Here is a 14,941-nt window from a genome sequence, read left to right as displayed (position 1 = left end):
TAGTAGGAATATATATGAAGAGAACTGCATGTTATTCCTGTCGGTGCTCCGTATACACTTCACCAAATCCGCAGACAGCGGAATATTCTGTCTATCATTTGTATTACCCTAAACCTCTAAAACTATGAAGATTAAAAGTTTACTCAACCTGGTATTGGTACTAGTGGCAGCTCAGCTGATGTTTGCCTGTAGTTCCGCCAAATATTATGAATTTGCAGCGCATAAGGCTGCACCCTACCATGAACTGAAAACCAAGCCTGCCCATGAGAAAGAGGTAGCGCCCGAAACCTTACTCTCTGATGTAGCCCTGGCGGTTGTTGAGGAGAAAGAGGCCGCTAAAGCCCCTGAGGAGCCTGTGCTGGAAGCGAGCGTAGCTGCCCCGGTAGCCGCAGCTACTCCAAAAGTGACTCCTGTGGCTCCTGTTCCTGTGGAAGAAGTGAAGGTGACTGAGGCTGAGGCGCTAGCCATGGCCAAAGAGCGTATCGCCTCCATGACAAAGGCCGAGAAAAAGGAATTTAGAAAAGAAGTGCGTGAAGCGCTGAAGCAGGACGGAGGCGGAGGCACTAGCATTATCAAAATCATTTTGGCTATCCTGTTGCCGCCACTGGCCGTGTTCCTGCACGACGGCATCGGCACTTCCTTCTGGATTAGCATCATCCTGTGGTTGCTGGGCGTGATTCCGGGCATCATCTACGCTCTGCTCGTTGTGACGGATACGATTTAGATTGGGTGAGCATACCCACCTTTGAAGAAGCACCGCTCTACAGCGGTGCTTCTTTTTTTGCACTTGGCCTGCTTAACAACTCTATTGCATTTGCGTTTTATACCTGTAAAGCAAACTACTGATTCCAATTCAGAAGCAAAAACCACACAAGGCATGGAATACAAGGACTACTACAAGATACTGGGTGTAGAGAAGTCAGCTTCGCAGGCCGACATTAAAAAGGCTTACCGTGCACTTGCCAAAAAATTTCACCCTGACAAAACCAAAGGCGACAAGGCGGCCGAAGAGAAATTCAAAGACATCAGCGAGGCCTATGAGGTGCTGGGCGATGAGCAGAAGCGCAAGCAGTACGATGAATTGGGTGCTAACTGGCGACAGTTCCAGCAGGGGGGAGGCCAGTACAGGGGGCAGCCGGGCGGCGGCTTCAGAGGTAGCTACAGCCAGGGCGATGCCAGCGACATGTTTGGGGGCAGCGGTTTTTCTGATTTTTTTGAGCAGTTCTTCGGAGGTGGCTTCGCGCAGCAGGCCGGCGATTTCCGGGGCCGGGGACGAGCAACCAAAGGGCAAGATTACGAAGGTGAAATGGCCATCTCATTGCAGGAGGCCTACAGTGGCACCTCCCGCTTACTCACCGTGAATGGGCAGCAGCTGCGCATCACCACCAAGCCAGGGGTTGCCGACGGCCAGGTGCTCCGGATAAAGGGAAAAGGCGGGCCAGCGGTAGGAGGGGGAGTTCCCGGCGATTTGTTCATGCGGGTGCTGGTGCAGCCGCATCCTAACTTTGACCGGCAAGGCGATGACCTGCATACAAAGCTCAACCTAGATTTGTACACTGCCATACTAGGAGGAGACGCCGAAGTGGACACCATTACCGGTAAACTGAAGCTGAAAATACCTGCCGGAACGCAGAATGGAAAAACCCTGCGCCTGCGCGGCAAGGGCATGCCTGTCTATGGCAAACCGGACCAGCACGGGGATTTGTACGTAAAGATAGAGGTACAGCTTCCGGTGCACCTTTCAGACGAGGAGCGCAGCCTGATGCTGCAGTTGCGGGACTTGCACCAGCGGAAAACGGCCAATGTATAACTATGTATCACCATCAAGCCAGATTAGCCATGTTAATGACCCTAGACCATGTGAGCCTCCACAGCACGATTGAAAACTTTGCAGACAGCCTAGCCGACCGCAACCTCACCCACTACGCCAGCGACCTACTGGAAAAGAACGGTTGTAGGAGCCTGCACGAATTGAGCTTTGCCGTTAAAAGGGCAACGGAGGCCTGCAACTGCATGCATTTGCCTCTGCAGGAGAACTTCAAGGTGGTGTACAGGTCCCGTAATGGCGAGGTGGTGCAGGATTGGCGGCTCTCGCCCATGGCTTATCTGCTCACTGCCCTCAACTCAGACCCGCACAATGCCTTCGTTGCCAACCTGCAGGTAGAGGTGGTGAAGCGTATGCTGGACCAATCATAAACCAACAGCCACTGCCGTCAAACCAGCTTCATTCAGGGCTTCTTCCCAACCAAACTGCAGGCACAGGCGGTGCATGTTCTGTGGCATAGGCGCCTGAATGACCCAAAGCTGACCAGTCACCGGATGCACTAATTCCAGCGAAGCAGCATGGAGCAGCAGAAAAGGACTGTGCAGCTCCTCCCAAAACATCTGGTTGTGGCGCCAGTCGCCATGCCGTCTGTCACCAATAATATAATGCCGGATATGAGCGAAGTGCTTTCGGATTTGGTGCATGCGCCCCGTCTCCGGTTGCACCTGCACCAGTGAGTAACGGGCCGTACTATACCTGCCTACCGGTATAGGCAGCTCTACGGTAGCTAATCGGGTATAATGGGTAACGGCTTCCTGCGGCGCTTTGTGCTTGTGGTCTTTGTCAGGGCGGATAGGGCTGTCGATGGTCTCCTTATGTGCGGTATAGCCGCGCACGATGGCGTAATAGGTCTTACTCACCAAACGGTCTTCAAATGCCTTCACCAGCGGGCCGGTCGCCTCAGGGCTCTTGGCGAACAGCAGCACACCCGAGGTGCCCCGGTCCAGGCGATGGGCGGCGTATACCTGGTAGCCCAGTTGGTCGCGCAGCATCTGCAGGGCGAATTCCTTCTTCTCCTCAGCAATGCGCGTGCGGTGCACCAGCAGCCCGTTGGGCTTGTTCACCGCCACATAGCGCTCATCCTCATACAGTATCTCCAGCACAGGCTCAAAATTTCGTTCGTGCAAAGATAGCCAATTTCCGATTTCCGGCTATACCTGGCTTTCACTGTTCAGGCATGAGCGGCTATACCTACCTCAGCAAATAATCGTAAAGCCATAGAATTGATAAAAAGGCTGCCTATACTTGCTGCCTGAAAAGACGACAAAAATTTTAATGCATGGCCATATCATTCGACAACCTGAGAAGAGGGAAGAAATACGTGCTGCAGAACTTCGGGGAGAAGTTTGAGTTTCAGGTGGTGGATATGCCCGAGGAGGGAGCCTACCTGGTGAAGGACCTGAACACGCTGGATACTTTCCTGCTGCACGACCTGCTGCAGTACGGACGCGGCAAGGACTTCGATATGCAGGAGTTGTAGGCTGCTGGCTCAGTTGCTGCGGCTTACTTTGCCTTTGAGGTCCCAGTGGCTCCGCTGAACCTTATCTGTTTTCTGGTCCCGCACGATGGTGCGCACATAGCGCTCACCGGCAATGGAACCGTCCTCGTTCCGCTTCCCGATGAACAGGGTAACAGGTTCCCCCCGTTCATTGGTGATGAAGGTCAAATCCTTGCCGTTGTAGTGCGTGTCCTGGCGGGTATCGGGAGGGTATACCTTGTTGAGTTTCTCTATCAGTTTAGGGCCGAGCGACATGGTGTTTCATTTTTTTAGAACATACGCACACGCTACCTGTACGTTCCACTCAGGCGATGGCTGAGAGCGCATCCACCTGCTGCAACCAGAATTTAGCTTCCTCCACCTGGCTGAACACCTCGAATTCCACTTCGTTCACCACCAGTTGGTTCATCATGTTGCGCATCTTGTGTGACACCAACTCCTGGAACACATCCATGGGAATGATTCGGGCAAAGCGGAGCACCTGCGTATCGTACAGTCGGGTGGCGCACAACTCTGCGAGCGCCCGCTGCATGCACACATCAAAGTTAAAACCTCTGTGATTATCAGCAATCCAAAACTTCACTGCATGCCCAATGCTCAAGTCAATGGCCTTGTTGTAGATGGCGAGGAGATTGGATGTATCTGGTTGCTGCAACCATACCAGATGAAGCATATGCTCTTGAGGATGGAGCAAGATGGTGCAGAAGAAATTCTTGAAAATAATCATGAAGGTTTGCCCGTAGCAGAAAAAAAAATTTGTATACTGCTATAGAACAATCTGGGCTGCTAATAATTCAACTTAAAAATGTTTTATTAGGATTGTTCAACGATTGCTTCTGGATAAGCAACCTCGGCTCTGAATCTCATGTTAAAAATACAAGAATGCCTAACACCTGTGTTGTATGTTGTGTGTGAGCGATGGAAATACAAAAATACTGATTAAGAAGGACTACCTCGAAGTGAAGTGGGAGCCTGAATGCAGGATTATGACGGCAGTATGGAGTGGCTGGCTCAATTCTAGAAGGGGCTTTGAGGGCTGCAATCTGCTATTAGAACTTGTAAAAGAATATGGTGTGCCCAAGCTTTTGAACAGCAACTCAAAAGTGACAGGACATTCTGGCGCGTCAGACTGGTTGGGTGATGTTTGGCTCCCTGCACTCAGCGATGCAGGCGTACGCTACATGACGTGGGTATACCCGCGCGAGTTCTTCACCCAGCTGCAAATCGACAACGTAATCCAGAGGTGCAAGCAGATGGAGATACGCACATTCTTTGCTGACGAGGAGGCGCGCATCTGGCTGGAACAATACTGATTCTCTGCCATACCTATACTCTGGAAAGGGATAAATCAATCTGGTTTATGTTTTAATGCAACATCCATAACACCAATCGTATTTCATTTTTTTATTATTGCTGCTATACCTGAACGAGGTAGCTGCTGCTGCGTATAAAAAGTCCTAAACGCTACGTATCATGCAAGCACAGCAAGGGCATTTCTTCGTGTACATCTTTGGCAATCAGCCGAAGTCTGAACTCAACATTGGCGTATCGGATGACCTGCAGGAATATGTGCAGGCGAGCGACAAGCCTGCTACAGGGCATAAGCTGGTCTACTACGAGCACTACGACCTGCGGGAGGTAGCGCTCGTCCGCGAGCGGCACATCAAAGCCTGCAGCCCGGAGGAGACGTCGCGCCTGGTGGAGTCTATGAACCCGAACTGGTTGGATTTGACCGATACACTCTACTAACGCTATACCTCTCTTTCTATAGGTACAGTTATCTGCCTGTGTGTTACCCATACAGCTTTCTAATCTTTTTGCCTACCGGAAACCAAACCACCATACCTGCTGTCTATACCTATGAACTAACAGGCTTATACTGCTTTTCCGGTGCTTAACCTCTCATGAAAAGCCGTATATTGCCTGCTATAGGAGCACAACTCCTGTTCCCGGACACATGCTTATGCAAGCAGCCGGTGAAGCAGGAGAGGAGAAACAAATGAGAAAAATGCTGCTGCGACAAAGTGAGAACGTGCGGCTACAGCTCCTGGTGGTGCTGGTAGGCGTGCTGTTGATGCTCGGCAAATTCATCGCCTACTACCTCACCAACTCCAACGCCATCCTGACCGATGCCCTGGAATCCATCATCAATGTGGTGGCGGGCACTGTGTCGCTTTACAGTCTGGTGGTTTCGGCTAGACCCAAAGACTTAAACCACCCGTATGGCCATGGCAAGATTGAATTCGTGGCGGCTACGCTCGAAGGTTCTCTCATCGTGGTAGCCGGCGGAGCCATCATCCTCAAATCGGCTTACAATCTCTTCGCCCCTCAAGAGCTTTCCCGCCTCGACGTAGGTATATTTCTTACCGCAGCTGCCGGTATCATCAATTTCGTGGTAGGCCACTTGACTGAGCGCCGGGGCAACCAGAGCAATTCCCTGGTATTGGTGGCAGGAGGGAAGCATCTCAAAACAGACGCGTACTCCACAGCTGGTATCATCGTGGGCCTCGTCCTGATTTACTTTACCGGCCAGGTATGGCTGGACAGCCTGGTGGCTATCATCTTCGGCGCCTTTATCTGCTATACCGGTTACCGCATCCTCAGGGCATCTCTGGCGGGTATCATGGACGAAGCTGACTATGAGTTGCTCCGGCGCATCGTGCGGGTGCTCAACGAGAACCGCCGCGAAAATTGGATTGACATCCACAACCTGCGCGTCATCAAGTATGGTACCACCTTGCACATAGACTGCCACTTGACCGTGCCATGGTACTTGACGGTGCTCCAGGCACACGAGGAGGTGGAAGAGGTGGGCAAGCTAATCAAACAGAAGATTGACCCCGATATCGAGCTATTCATTCATACGGACCCCTGCGTAGATACATCCTGCTCCGTTTGCCCCAACTTACATTGCGAAGCACGTCGCAAGCCGTTCAAGCACCTGGTGGAGTGGGATTTCGACAAGGTTATCGCGGATAAAAAACATGGTGTGTAAGGTCAAACGTAGGTTTCTCTTCTCTTTCGGTATGGTTTTGGCTACTTCGCCGGGAATAGCAAGGTATAGCAGCATCTTTTTTGAGATACAGTCATACCGTTTCCTCATATTTACCGTAGCCTAAGTATAGGCATTTCAACTTCATGAAGAATACACTTACTTTTTATCTTTTCGCTACTTTTCTGCTTTTGTGGTCTTGCACGGAATCTGCTTCGGAGCAGACCCAACTGGAGGCCAATTCCCTTTCTTACGGCGATAGCGTAGACACGACCTCACTACAGAAAGCCACTTTTGCTGGCGGTTGTTTCTGGTGCACCGAGGCTTACTTTGAGCGTTTGCATGGAGTTGACATGGTCATTTCGGGCTACACAGGTGGGAGGGAGGAGCAACCGACTTACCAACTTGTGAGTAATGGCCTGACGGAGCATGCCGAAGCTGTGCAAGTATTCTACAACCCAGAGATTATCTCATATCAGGAATTGCTAGAGGTGTTCTTCGCTACCCACGACCCCACCACATTGAACCGGCAGGGGCCTGATGTAGGAAAACAGTACCGTTCTGCTATCTATTACCACGACGAAAAGCAGAAACAGCAAGTCGAAAAGTACATGCAGTCATTGGAGGAAGCGGGAACGTACCGGAGCCGGATTGTGACGCAACTTCAGCCTGCATCCAAATTCTGGGTAGCTGAGGAGTACCACCAAGACTACTATAGCCGCAACCCTGACGACCCGTATGTGGTTGCAGTGGCCCGCCCGAAGGTCATCAAATTTGAGGATGCTTATCGAGATAAGCTGAAGAAGAGTTACCGAGAAAGCGCCCAGAAACGGTAATTCCTAAAGGCCCGATGCCCGTGCAAAATTGTCGGGGATGGTTAAAGAATTCAATTTAATTATCAAAAAGCAACTATGGCTCGTATGTAGGTGAAATATACTTGAAACCTATATAAAACACTACGAACTATGGACTTTATACTCAATCTGCTGGTGAGCGCCGGCGTCATCTTGTTACTGTCATACCTGCTGCCACAGGTGCACGTCAAGAGTTTCCTAACAGCATTGTGGGTAGCTTTTTTGATTGGTTTGCTCAATGCCACCATAGGCTGGATTCTGCGCGGAATCCTTAATCTTGTATCTTTTTTCCTGCTAGAGGCCATCATAGGCTTAATTGTGACCACGCTCATGATAAAGCTGGTAGACAAACTCGTGCGTAATTTCAAAGTGGATGGCTGGTGGCCAGCACTGGTAATTGCCTTGGCGACAGGTGTCGCGCTGGCGCTGTTGAGTTATGCTCGTGGCGGAGCCGATGAGGCAGAATACGGCTATCTAGAAAGTGAACCGAAAACGGAGCAGCTATTTGCCAAGCAGGAAGAGCTTAGCGAAAACACAGCAGTGGTGCTGCAATAAGCACTAAAAAATTGTATTTGAATAGAACAAGGAGCCGGTATTGAATTATCGGCTCCTTGTTTATTTGGTGCAACTATATATAATGGGTTTTGTTTCTCTATAGGGTCAATTCTAAGAGACAATGCTGTTTAACATAAAGTATATTATTAGTGACACTTATTATAGAGGATTATCCTCGTATATAATCAGTCTTATAATTTATATTATGTTAAATAATGTTTGTGACAATAAGAAAGGGAGGCTCAGTAAACCTCCCTTTCTTATTAAAGATGATATCCTACTGTGATTAGTTCTTCAGCTTCTTACCTACTCGCTCTGCATCAGCAGTTCGCTTCAGTCGTGTGTACACGCGCTGCAGGTTAGCCAATGTCGCCTGGTCTTCCGGCTGGATTTGGAGTGCTTTCTCAAAGTAAGGCAAAGATGCCTCGTAGTGCTTCTTGGCCTGAGCCTCTAGACCAGCGCCTTGCTTCTTATAAGTGGCATAGTCCATTTTAGCTGCTTTGTTGTTGAACTCGCTGCCTTTGTTATATTCCAATACACCTAAGTTAAAGTAACCGTCAAAGTTGTTCGGGTCAGCCTCGATTGCCATCTTGTAGTTCTTGTAGGCTGCTTCGATGTTGCCTTTGCGCTCCTGCAGGTTGCCTCGTACAGCATATAGGCTGGCGTTCTTAGGGTCAGCTTCAATCGCCTTGTCAAGTTTAGCCATGGCCTCATCGGCACGGTTGTTCTTCAGGTAGTACTTCAGCTCCTCCTGCATCAGGTATACGCTATTCGGATGCTCCTTCAAGCCAGCTGACAAGGTAGCCATAATGTCCTCGTCTTTGGACTCTGCTGCCTGCTGCAGTTGTACCTTCGCTTTGTATACGTCTTCTGTCGTGTGGCCTATACCTAGCAACTTATCATAATATTTGATAGCGCCGTTGTAGTCCTGCTTGGCTGTGGACGCATAGGCTGCATACAGTATGGCAGTCGTATCGGTTGGGTTTACCTTAGAAGCTAGGTCATACTTAGCTATGGCGTTATCCCAGTCCTGGCTGTTGTGGTACTCCACCGCCTGGTTCAGCACCTGGCCGTACAGCATCTGCATGCGCTCCGGCACCTGCTTGCCAAACTGTCCGTCTTTGCCGTCCAGTTCCAATGTCTTATTGAAAGACTCCACTACCACTTCAGGCGTCTGCGCTGTAGCGTTTTTGCCATAGATAGGGTGTCCCAACATGTCCTGGTTGATGACGCCACGGTAGAACCAAGTCTTCGCTTTGTCCTTGGTCTTTGGGTGCTCTATGGCCTTGTTGATGTCAGCCTGCGCCTTGTCTAAAACCCCATTCTTGTGGTTTAGAACAGCACTGTTAACTGCTGAGTTCTGCGCAACAGCAACCTGTATGCTAGCGGCTGCCAAGGCTGTCATAAGTATTTTCTTCATACTTTTCAGAAATTGGTTTGTGTTTGTTAAACGTTAAATTAATGAAATAAAATTCCAGTTTCTCTACGGTTAGGCTTCTTCGGGCGCCTCAGGGTCCGTCATGGTGTCAGGTTGCAGCGAGTCTTCCGGTTGCAGTTCAGACTCCATCAATACCACTTCTTCCTCGTTCTCCATCTCAATCTTAGCAACAGAGGAAATCTGGTCCCCTTCCGTAATCTTAATCAAGCGAACTCCCTGCGTAGCGCGTCCAATCACTCGGATGTCGGCTACGCGAAGCCGGATGGTGATGCCCGAGCGGTTGATAATCATGAGGTCATCTGTATCGATTACTCCTTTTATGGCTACCAGTTTACCTGTTTTCTCTGTTACATTCAGTGTTTTCACACCTTTACCACCGCGGTTCGTTATACGGTATTCGTCAAGCAATGAGCGTTTTCCGAAACCGTTTTCTGATACCACCAGCAACTCGGTGTTCTCGTTCTCTACACAAACCATACCAACTACCTTATCCTCTGCTCCTGCCAGCGTCACGCCCCGTACACCGGCGGCGTTTCTGCCCATCGGTCTCACCTGGCTTTCGTTGAAGCGGATGGCCCTGCCCGACTCCAGCGCTATGATGATTTCGCTGTTGCCTGTAGTCAGCTGCACATCCAGCAATCTGTCGCCCTCGTTGATAGTGATGGCGTTTATACCGTTCGTTCTAGGACGGGAATAGGCTTCCAACACTGTCTTTTTGATAGTGCCTTGCTCAGTACAAAACACGAGATTGTGGTTTAGAACGAAATCCTGGTTTTTCAGGTCACGCACATTTATCACAGCGCGTACTTTGTCCTCTTTTTCGATGTTGATGAGGTTCTGGATGGCGCGTCCTTTGGTCGTCTTCCCTCCTTCTGGAATTTCGTACACCTTCATCCAGAACACGCGGCCAAATTCTGTGAAGAACAGCATGTGGTGGTGTGTGCTGGCGATGAATACGTGCTCCGTAAAGTCGCTTTCCTTGGAGGCAGCCACTCCTCTGGAGCCTATGCCCCCGCGGCTCTGGCTGCGGTACTCGCTCAGGGAAGTGCGCTTGATGTATCCTTCGTGCGAAATAGTGATAACCATGTTCTCTTCCGGAATCATGTCCTCGTAGGAAATGTCGCCGGTTGAGGCCTCGATGCTGGTGCGTCTGGCGTCGCCGTACCGCTCCCTTATCTCGGTGAGTTCGTCTTTGATAATCTGCATGCGCAGGCCTTCATCGTTCAGGACAGATGTCAGGTAATCAATCAGCTTCATGATTTCCTGGTACTCCGCCTGAATCTTATCGCGCTCCAGGCCGGTGAGGCGTTGCAGACGCATGTCCAGGATGGCACGTGCCTGAATCTCTGACAGGGCGAAACGCTCCATCAAGCCGTTGCGGGCAATCTCCGGGTCACGCGACGAACGAATCAGATTGATGACTTCGTCCAGGTTGTCGAGCGCAATCAGCAGGCCTTCCAGGATGTGAGCGCGCTTCCTGGCTTCGTCCAGTTCATACTGTGTTCTGCGGATAACCACCTCATGGCGGTGCTCTACAAAGTAGTGGATGAGCTCTTTCAGGTTCAGCGTCATCGGGCGGCCTTTCACCAGTGCCACGTTGTTCACGCCAAACGAAGACTGCAGCTGCGTATACTTGTAGAGGTTGTTCAGCACTACGTTAGGTATAGCATCGCGCTTTAGGTCGTATACAATGCGCAGACCGTCCCGGTCGGATTCGTCGCGCAAATCCGATATACCTTCAATTTTCTTTTCGTTGATGAGCGCAGCGGTCTTCTCGATGAGTGACGACTTGTTGACCATGTACGGAATCTCCGTCACGATAATTTGCTCTTTGCCGGTGGAGGTGGTCTCGAAGATGGCTCGTCCGCGCATCAGCACGCGGCCTCGGCCCGTTTCGAAAGCAGATTTCACGCCATCGTAGCCGTAGATGATGCCTCCCGTCGGGAAGTCAGGAGCCGTGATGTAGTGCATCAGTTCGGCTACGGTTATCTCTTTGTTATCGATGTAGGCGATGGTGCCGTTGATGACCTCTGTGAGGTTATGCGGCGCCATGTTGGTGGCCATACCCACCGCGATGCCAGAAGTTCCGTTCACCAGCAGGTTCGGGAATTTGGCAGGCATCACAGACGGCTCCTTTAATGAGTCGTCAAAGTTGGGCACAAAGTCCACGGTGTTCTTCTCTAAGTCGGCCAGCAGTTCGTCGGCTATGCGCTTGAGGCGCGCCTCGGTATAACGCATGGCAGCCGGTGAGTCACCGTCGATGGAGCCGTAGTTTCCCTGACCGTCTACCAACGGGTAGCGCAAAGACCATTCCTGCGCCATACGCACCATGGTCTCATACACGGAAGAGTCACCGTGTGGGTGGTACTTACCCAGCACCTCTCCCACGATTCTAGCAGACTTCTTATAGGCTTTGTTATAGGATACCCCCAGTTCGGACATACCGTACAGCACACGTCGGTGCACCGGCTTCAGGCCGTCTCTTACATCGGGTAAGGCTCTGGAAATGATGACAGACATTGAATAGTCGATGTATGCACCACGCATCTCGTCTTCAATGTTAATCGGTATTATTCGTTCGCCTTCGTTCATGTTCAAGGTCTAAATAATAGTTAGTGTGGTTATACAATCAGGCTGTCAGCCGTTTATGCTAGTTCTTGTTTCTGCTCTTGTCGTTGTTCCGCTTGTGCACCTCCCCCGTCTGTTTCGGGAGGCTCTCCCCTATTTTAGGGTTCTGCTTCTTGTGCAGGGGCATGCCTCTGAATTGCTCTTCGCCGCCGTGGCTGTGCACCATGCGCACTTGGCAAGCAGATATAGGGCAAAGGGGCCTACAGGAAGAGATAGAAAATAACAGCAGAGCAGTGCTGAGAAGTAAAAGCAGTCGGGTAGTTGCCATGTGGTTTGGGTTAGAAAGAGCACCGAAAATATGGGTGTTGCTCTTACATCCGTATCATACAAAAGTACGAAATTTTGCTTTACAAAACCAGCTTTTACGCCATAGTTTCCCCCCTTTTAAACCCCTCAGGTATAGCTTAAGCGGGATGGAAGCCGTTGATGGTAAAGCCACCGTCTACTGCCAGCGTCTGCCCTGTGATATAGGCGGCCGCCGGCATGCAAAGGAAGGCTACCGCTGCGGCCACATCCTCCGGTTTGCCTACTGAGCGCATAGGGGTTCTGCTGATCACTTCGTTGTAGTACGCCTCATTTTGAAGCACTGTCTGCGCCAGAGGCGTACTGATGTACCAGGGGGCTACCGCATTGACGCGTATACCCTCTCCTGCCCATTCCGCTGCCAGGTTTTTGGTGAGCTGCACGAGTGCGGCTTTGGTCATGCCGTAGATGGCTCCGGTGCGCACGTGCGTCAGCCCAGCGACGGAAGTCACCTGTATGATGTTACCTTGGTCGGAGTGCTGTAACAGAGGTTGTAGGCGACGGCTCAACTCAAATGCGGAGCGCAGGTTAGTGGCCATCACAAAATCGTATTCCTCGGAAGTATAGGCAGTGGTCGGTTTTCGTACGTTAGTGCCGACGTTATTCACCAAGATGTCCAATGCGCCCCAGGTAGCTTCCACCTTCTCAACCAGGTTGTTGCGTCCCTCTGGCGTGCTGACATCGGCGGCCAAAGTATGCAGCCGCTCCGGAAACTGCTCCTGTAGGGTTTGCAGGTCCTCTTGCTTCCTGGCCACGGCCAGCACCTCTGCGCCCAAATGTATGAACTCTTCCACAATGGCGGCCCCTATCCCTTTCGATCCACCGGTTACAACCGCTTTCTTGCCTGTCAGGAGCCAACGGTTCTGAAATGTTTCCTTATCCAATTTTTTATCTTTTCCGTGCTGAAAGTTGTGATTCAATATAGTTTTTCACTAATTTAATAACTCTAATGTAAACTTGGTCTTTTTATCTCTACAACATCGGCAGACCTTGAATTATTTTTAACCTCATCTATCGATTGCAAATGAAGAAACTACTACTCTTTGCCTCACTGACTGTGGCGGCGCATGTGTCCTTTGCTCAGAGCAGGGCGCTTCAGGGCAACACAGCTGAACTGAACCTGGCTAACCAGGGCGCCAATAATGCCAACAGTACTATCATGACCTTCGACTCCCGGTACGAAGGCGTGAAAGGCTCCCCTTACTTCATGGATAGCTGGACGAAGTCGACTATCACGATGGCAGACAATGCGGTATACCAGGATGTGGAGATTCTGTATAACGTGTACGCCAACGAGTTGCTGTACCGTGAGACAGTAGGCGCTGAAAAGCTGCTTCCTTCCCACCGCATCCAGAGTTTCACCATGAAGGACGCGGCAAGCGGGAAGGTATACACGCTTCGGCACCTGAACCAGGCGCAAGGGGCTGACCCTAAATTCGCCTATAACTTCTACATCATGCTGCATGATGGCAAAAAAGCCCAACTGGCCACCATGCCGCAGAAGATTATGAAGAAGGCGAACTACCAGGGTGCCTACAATGCTGACAAACCATATGATGAGTTGGTGAATGAATTCACTTACTACGTAGTGAACAACAACAAGATGGAGAAGGTGAAGCTTAACAAGAAGAACCTGTTGAAGGCCCTCTCTGATAAGCAGGCTGAGGTGCAGGCTTTCCTGGGGAAAGAGAAGATAGACGCAACTACCGAAGATGGTTGGGTTAAAGCACTGGCTCACTACGAAACACTATAGGAATTCGATAGCATTTTTTTTAACAGAAAAGGCACCTTCATCAGGTGCCTTTTCTGTTATGGCTTCTCGCCTAGGATGCGGCGCAGGTATGCCTGCAGATAGGCTTTGTCGACATTTGGTCGGTTGTTGACTTCATCGAAGTGCAGCTCTCCGTCATCACCGCGCCAGACATGGTATACGAACACGTACTGTCCTTTTCCCTTTTGCCAGCCATCAAACCGACCGAAGCGCAAATCCTGGATGTAGATTCCTTTCTCAGCCTCTGCTACGGCATAGTAGCCTTTGGTAATCTCCAGCAAGCGCTCTAACCTGGGGTGAGGTAGGTATGGCTCCAGCAGGTGCGCCTCACGGGGCTCAAAAGCGTAATTGATGTCATTGTCCTTATCAAGCAATGAGTAGAAACCGGTATAGTAACCGTCCTTACTCTCTGCAGTAACTGCCCAGAACAGGGTGTTCATGGGCGTTGGCTTGCTGATGTAGGAGGTATAGCGAATGTCTTGCTGTTGCAGACTCTCCTCAAAAGCCCTGTTGGCATAGGCTTTCGCAACGAATGAGAAAGCCACATAAGCAGTGCTAATAGCTAGCCCCGTGTAGTTGAGTGTCCGTCTGGTGCTGCTTCGCCTGTCATAAAAAGCGGCTGCCACCACACACACCAGAAAAGGGACGGTATACAGGGGGTCCACTACAAACAGGTTGTAAAAGGCTACGCCGTGATTGCTGAAAGGCCAGAAGAGCTGTGTGCCCCACGTCGTAAAGCTGTCCAACAGGGCGTGGGTCGTGAAGCCTAGGAAAAACAGCAGTGTCCAGTCCCGCCAGGTGGCGTGGTCATTGCGGTAGAGTCGCCAGAGCATCCATCCCAATAACGGAGACATCACGAAGGCGAACAAAAAGGAATGCGTGATGGAACGGTGGAAACTCAGCTGCCCCACCATGTCGAGCAAGGGGTTGGCCAGCACATCCAAATCAGGTATAGTACCGGCTATGGCCCCCCAGAGCAGGGCCTTGTTGCCCAGTTTCCGACCGGCTACTGCCTCGCCCACCGCGGCGCCCAGCACTATCTGTGTCAGTGAATCCATGGTTTGACTCTAATTCGCC

The 14,941-nt window shown here is 50.8% G+C and carries 18 protein-coding genes; 10 read left to right on the top strand and 8 right to left on the bottom strand.

Translation table 11 applies throughout. From position 1 onward, the window contains the following. Positions 1-124 precede the first annotated feature (124 nt). From B051_RS23055 to B051_RS0109650, 3 genes are all read left to right on the top strand, one after another. On the top strand, positions 125-724 hold the full coding sequence (locus B051_RS23055; protein WP_018477997.1) for a YqaE/Pmp3 family membrane protein: 600 nt from the start codon (positions 125-127) through the stop codon (positions 722-724). Between the two features lie 153 nt (positions 725-877). Beyond that, positions 878-1,810 carry a DnaJ C-terminal domain-containing protein gene (locus tag B051_RS0109655; protein WP_018477996.1) on the top strand — a complete coding sequence of 311 codons (933 nt, stop codon included), beginning with the start codon at positions 878-880 and terminating at the stop codon, positions 1,808-1,810. Positions 1,811-1,839: 29 nt separating this feature from the next. Then, complete coding sequence (locus B051_RS0109650; protein WP_245539604.1) at positions 1,840-2,196, top strand: hypothetical protein; 357 nt, start codon at positions 1,840-1,842, stop codon at positions 2,194-2,196. On the opposite strand, the gene B051_RS0109645 is transcribed toward B051_RS0109650, so the two are convergent. Beyond that, positions 2,191-2,952, bottom strand: coding sequence for a pseudouridine synthase (locus B051_RS0109645; protein WP_018477994.1), 762 nt, complete (start codon positions 2,950-2,952; stop codon positions 2,191-2,193). The two genes, B051_RS0109650 and B051_RS0109645, sit on opposite strands and share 6 nt — an antisense overlap. 152 nt (positions 2,953-3,104) lie before the next feature. Here B051_RS0109645 and B051_RS0109640 point away from each other — a divergent pair, with 152 nt between their 5' ends. Continuing rightward, positions 3,105-3,305, top strand: coding sequence for a hypothetical protein (locus B051_RS0109640; protein WP_018477993.1), 201 nt, complete (start codon positions 3,105-3,107; stop codon positions 3,303-3,305). A gap of 9 nt (positions 3,306-3,314) precedes the next feature. Here B051_RS0109640 and B051_RS0109635 read toward each other — a convergent pair whose 3' ends face one another. Further along, the gene (locus B051_RS0109635; protein WP_018477992.1) at positions 3,315-3,578 is read right to left on the bottom strand and encodes a hypothetical protein; all 264 of its coding nucleotides are present in this window, start codon (positions 3,576-3,578) and stop codon (positions 3,315-3,317) included. A 49-nt stretch (positions 3,579-3,627) separates the two neighbouring features. After that, positions 3,628-3,996 (bottom strand): hypothetical protein, encoded by a 369-nt coding sequence (locus B051_RS0109630; RefSeq protein ID WP_157578724.1) that lies wholly within the window; start codon positions 3,994-3,996, stop codon positions 3,628-3,630. 400 nt (positions 3,997-4,396) lie between these two features. Here B051_RS0109630 and B051_RS22425 point away from each other — a divergent pair, with 400 nt between their 5' ends. The 5 genes from B051_RS22425 (at position 4,397) to B051_RS21130 (ending at position 7,724) form a co-directional block, all read left to right on the top strand. Next, positions 4,397-4,636, top strand: coding sequence for a hypothetical protein (locus B051_RS22425; RefSeq protein WP_157578722.1), 240 nt, complete (start codon positions 4,397-4,399; stop codon positions 4,634-4,636). A gap of 160 nt (positions 4,637-4,796) precedes the next feature. Beyond that, positions 4,797-5,072: a GIY-YIG nuclease family protein gene (locus tag B051_RS0109620; protein ID WP_018477989.1), complete on the top strand. Its 276-nt coding sequence runs from the start codon at positions 4,797-4,799 to the stop codon at positions 5,070-5,072. A gap of 250 nt (positions 5,073-5,322) precedes the next feature. Next, the gene (locus tag B051_RS0109615) at positions 5,323-6,318 is read left to right on the top strand and encodes a cation diffusion facilitator family transporter (RefSeq protein WP_211214328.1); all 996 of its coding nucleotides are present in this window, start codon (positions 5,323-5,325) and stop codon (positions 6,316-6,318) included. Between the two features lie 143 nt (positions 6,319-6,461). Then, positions 6,462-7,151 carry a peptide-methionine (S)-S-oxide reductase MsrA gene (gene msrA / locus B051_RS0109610; protein ID WP_018477987.1) on the top strand — a complete coding sequence of 230 codons (690 nt, stop codon included), beginning with the start codon at positions 6,462-6,464 and terminating at the stop codon, positions 7,149-7,151. A 129-nt stretch (positions 7,152-7,280) separates the two neighbouring features. Continuing rightward, positions 7,281-7,724: a phage holin family protein gene (locus B051_RS21130; protein ID WP_018477986.1), complete on the top strand. Its 444-nt coding sequence runs from the start codon at positions 7,281-7,283 to the stop codon at positions 7,722-7,724. A 286-nt stretch (positions 7,725-8,010) separates the two neighbouring features. Here the strand turns inward: B051_RS21130 and B051_RS0109595 are convergent, their stop codons facing one another. From B051_RS0109595 to B051_RS0109580, 4 genes are all read right to left on the bottom strand, one after another. After that, positions 8,011-9,144 carry a tetratricopeptide repeat protein gene (locus B051_RS0109595; protein ID WP_018477984.1) on the bottom strand — a complete coding sequence of 378 codons (1,134 nt, stop codon included), beginning with the start codon at positions 9,142-9,144 and terminating at the stop codon, positions 8,011-8,013. A 69-nt stretch (positions 9,145-9,213) separates the two neighbouring features. Further along, complete coding sequence (gene gyrA / locus B051_RS0109590; RefSeq protein WP_018477983.1) at positions 9,214-11,754, bottom strand: DNA gyrase subunit A; 2,541 nt, start codon at positions 11,752-11,754, stop codon at positions 9,214-9,216. Positions 11,755-11,812: 58 nt separating this feature from the next. After that, entirely contained in the window at positions 11,813-11,956 is a 144-nt protein-coding gene (locus tag B051_RS22420; protein WP_018477982.1) for a hypothetical protein, read from the bottom strand. Between the two features lie 238 nt (positions 11,957-12,194). Then, positions 12,195-12,977, bottom strand: coding sequence for an SDR family oxidoreductase (locus B051_RS0109580; RefSeq protein ID WP_033316769.1), 783 nt, complete (start codon positions 12,975-12,977; stop codon positions 12,195-12,197). A gap of 140 nt (positions 12,978-13,117) precedes the next feature. On the opposite strand from B051_RS0109580, the gene B051_RS0109575 reads away from it, so the two are divergent. Continuing rightward, the gene (locus B051_RS0109575) at positions 13,118-13,846 is read left to right on the top strand and encodes a hypothetical protein (protein WP_018477980.1); all 729 of its coding nucleotides are present in this window, start codon (positions 13,118-13,120) and stop codon (positions 13,844-13,846) included. Between the two features lie 56 nt (positions 13,847-13,902). On the opposite strand, the gene B051_RS0109570 is transcribed toward B051_RS0109575, so the two are convergent. Continuing rightward, positions 13,903-14,922, bottom strand: coding sequence for a metal-dependent hydrolase (locus tag B051_RS0109570; protein ID WP_018477979.1), 1,020 nt, complete (start codon positions 14,920-14,922; stop codon positions 13,903-13,905). Between the last annotated feature and the right edge of the window lie 19 nt (positions 14,923-14,941).

The sequence above is a fragment of the Pontibacter roseus DSM 17521 genome, assembly GCF_000373265.1.
GTDB lineage: Bacteria > Bacteroidota > Bacteroidia > Cytophagales > Hymenobacteraceae > Pontibacter > Pontibacter roseus.
Note: the sequence above shows the minus strand (reverse complement) of the source record. Positions and strands in the feature narration are given on the sequence as shown.

Excerpts from the sequence above, each read along its gene's own strand:
- B051_RS0109630 (WP_157578724.1), bottom strand. The coding sequence starts at position 3,996 with ATGCTTCATCTGGTATGGTTGCAGCAACCAGATACATCCAATCTCCTC.
- B051_RS22420 (WP_018477982.1), bottom strand. The coding sequence starts at position 11,956 with ATGGTGCACAGCCACGGCGGCGAAGAGCAATTCAGAGGCATGCCCCTG.
- gyrA (WP_018477983.1), bottom strand. The coding sequence starts at position 11,754 with ATGAACGAAGGCGAACGAATAATACCGATTAACATTGAAGACGAGATG.
- msrA (WP_018477987.1), top strand. The coding sequence starts at position 6,462 with ATGAAGAATACACTTACTTTTTATCTTTTCGCTACTTTTCTGCTTTTG.
- B051_RS0109595 (WP_018477984.1), bottom strand. The coding sequence starts at position 9,144 with ATGAAGAAAATACTTATGACAGCCTTGGCAGCCGCTAGCATACAGGTT.
- B051_RS0109640 (WP_018477993.1), top strand. The coding sequence starts at position 3,105 with ATGGCCATATCATTCGACAACCTGAGAAGAGGGAAGAAATACGTGCTG.
- B051_RS0109570 (WP_018477979.1), bottom strand. The coding sequence starts at position 14,922 with ATGGATTCACTGACACAGATAGTGCTGGGCGCCGCGGTGGGCGAGGCA.
- B051_RS21130 (WP_018477986.1), top strand. The coding sequence starts at position 7,281 with ATGGACTTTATACTCAATCTGCTGGTGAGCGCCGGCGTCATCTTGTTA.
- B051_RS0109650 (WP_245539604.1), top strand. The coding sequence starts at position 1,840 with ATGTTAATGACCCTAGACCATGTGAGCCTCCACAGCACGATTGAAAAC.
- B051_RS0109615 (WP_211214328.1), top strand. The coding sequence starts at position 5,323 with ATGAGAAAAATGCTGCTGCGACAAAGTGAGAACGTGCGGCTACAGCTC.
- B051_RS0109655 (WP_018477996.1), top strand. The coding sequence starts at position 878 with ATGGAATACAAGGACTACTACAAGATACTGGGTGTAGAGAAGTCAGCT.
- B051_RS0109575 (WP_018477980.1), top strand. The coding sequence starts at position 13,118 with ATGAAGAAACTACTACTCTTTGCCTCACTGACTGTGGCGGCGCATGTG.
- B051_RS0109620 (WP_018477989.1), top strand. The coding sequence starts at position 4,797 with ATGCAAGCACAGCAAGGGCATTTCTTCGTGTACATCTTTGGCAATCAG.
- B051_RS0109635 (WP_018477992.1), bottom strand. The coding sequence starts at position 3,578 with ATGTCGCTCGGCCCTAAACTGATAGAGAAACTCAACAAGGTATACCCT.
- B051_RS23055 (WP_018477997.1), top strand. The coding sequence starts at position 125 with ATGAAGATTAAAAGTTTACTCAACCTGGTATTGGTACTAGTGGCAGCT.